The organism is Streptomyces sp. SPB074, from assembly GCF_000154905.1.
Taxonomy (GTDB): Bacteria; Actinomycetota; Actinomycetes; order Streptomycetales; family Streptomycetaceae; genus Streptomyces.
On record NZ_GG770539.1, the window covers coordinates 4,112,547 to 4,114,712 of the forward strand.

Below are 2,166 nucleotides of genomic sequence, written 5' to 3' on the forward strand. Positions count from 1 at the left end.
CCGGGCCGCCGCCGGGGTCTACCCGGATCGCGGCGGGCCGCTGATCGCCGAGGCGCTGCGCGGCTGGGGCTTCGCGACCGAGGGACCGCAGGTGGTGCCGGACGGCGCGCCCGTGGAGGCCGCGCTGCGCGCGGCGGTAGAGACCGGCTACGGCGTGGTCGTCACGACGGGCGGCACCGGGCTCACGCCCCACGACCTCACGCCCGAGGCGACCCGCGCCGTCCTGGACCGCGAGATCCCGGGCGTCGCCGAGGCGATCCGCGCCGAAGGGCTCGGCAAGGTGCCGAGTGCCGCGCTCTCGCGCGCGCTCGCCGGAGTCGCGGGGACGACCCTCGTCGTGAACCTGCCGGGTTCCACGGGCGGGGTCCGCGACGGACTCGCCGTCCTGGAGCGCTGGCTGCCGCACGCCGTCGAGCAGATCCACGGCGGCGACCACCGCCCGGCACCGGGGCAGACCGGTGCTGGCACCCACCCGGGACCGGGCACCTCCGGCCCCGCCGAGAACGCCGGGAGCCCGAGCTGAACGGGTATCTGTCCACGTGGCCCATCGTGCTGACGGAGGACGACGTGACCCTGCGCCCGATAAGACAGCGCGACCAGAGCGCCTGGCGCGAGGTCAACCGGCGCAACCGCGACTGGCTGCGCCCCTGGGAGGCGACGATCCCGCCGCCGACCCCCTCGGGCCCCATCACGCACCGACCGACCTACCGCCAGATGGTCCGGCACCTGCGCGCGGAGGCGAAGGCCGGCCGGATGCTGCCGTTCGTCATCGAGTACCAGGGGCGCCTGGTCGGGCAGTTGACGGTCGCCGGGGTCACCTGGGGGTCGATGTGCTCGGCGCACGTCGGGTACTGGGTCGATCAGGACATCGCCGGGCGGGGCGTCATGCCGACCGCCGTCGCACTCGCGGTCGACCACTCCTTCTTCCGGATGGGACTGCACCGCATCGAGGTCTGCATCCGCCCCGAGAACGGTCCCAGCCGCCGCGTCGTGGAGAAGCTCGGCTTCCGCGAAGAGGGCCTGCGCCCCCGCTACCTGCACATCGACGGCGGCTGGCGCGACCACCTCGTCTTCGCGCTGACGGCGGAGGAGGTACCGCACGGGATGCTGGCGCGGTGGCGGTCCCGGCAGGGGGCACCGGGGGATGCGCGGGGCGGCAGGCGGGGCGAGGTGCGGGGCGGGACACCCGGCGAGGTGCGGGGCGAGCGCGGTGAGTGGAAAAGCTCTTCCTCGTAATTCGAAAAGTTATTCGAATGAAAGGGTGATCTGATCCTTACATACCCTTCGCGCCTTTCTGCTGATCAGACCGTTCATAAAAATGCCTGTGTTATCAGTCGGTTCGTGCGACACACCGACTCAATTGGCGGATCGCCCGGCGAAAACCCCTCTACCGTGTGAGAGGTGAGCAGCAGTGGCCTCATTTACGCAGTCATCGTCGGTGCTTGGGCGGCATATCTGGTGCCGATGTGGCTCCGCAGGCAGGACGAGCTGAACGAGGCCCGTCCGACGGAACGTTTCAGTACCGCCATCCGGTTGCTGTCCGGACGCGCGGGAATGGAACGCCGTTACGCCAAGGAGTTGCGGGAGCGCGCCCCGGGCGACCCGGCGACCCTGGCGGGCGAGGCGGAGCCGACCGAACCGGTCGACGTCCGCCCCTTCGCCGTGGACAGGACCGCACCGCGCGAAGCCCCGCCGTCCCCCGTCGAGGCGGCGCGTGAGCCCGTCGCCGAGGAGCCGCGCGGACGCGAGCGCGGCAGGCCCGCCGAGCCCGAGGCTCAACGGGACGAGCGGCCTCGTACGGTGTGGAGCCCCGACGCCGCGGAGGTGCAGGCGCGTGCCCGCCGCACCCGCGTCCTGGCCCGGCGGCGGCGCACCACGGTGCTGCTCTTCCTCGTCTTCACGCTCGGCTCGGTCGTCGCCGCCGTGTGGGGCCTCGGCTTTTTGTGGGTGCCCGCCGTGCCGGCCGTGCTGCTCAGCGCGTACATCGCCCACCTGCGCGGCCAGGAACGCCGGCGCTTCGCGTACACGATGGACCGCCGCCGCGCCGAGGACGCCGCCGCCCGCCTCCGCGACCACGGTCGCGCCGAGGCTGCCGAGGCCCACGGTGCCCCGGCCGCCGAACGCCGCCCCGCGCCGGAGCGGCGTCCGGCGCCGGAGCGCAGGCCC

Annotated in this window: 3 protein-coding genes; all 3 read left to right on the forward strand. The window is 73.4% G+C overall.

Annotation, left to right across the window (positions count from 1 at the left end):
- Positions 1 to 523 (forward strand): MogA/MoaB family molybdenum cofactor biosynthesis protein (locus SSBG_RS17105; protein WP_037870003.1); only part of this gene is annotated, 523 nt, incomplete at its 5' end.
- 26 nt (positions 524 to 549) lie between these two features.
- Entirely contained in the window at positions 550 to 1,236 is a 687-nt protein-coding gene (locus SSBG_RS17110) for a GNAT family N-acetyltransferase (RefSeq protein ID WP_037870005.1), read from the forward strand.
- Between the two features lie 165 nt (positions 1,237 to 1,401).
- On the forward strand, positions 1,402 to 2,166 hold a 765-nt coding region (glpR, locus tag SSBG_RS34865; RefSeq protein ID WP_037870007.1), incomplete at its 3' end, for a gephyrin-like molybdotransferase receptor GlpR.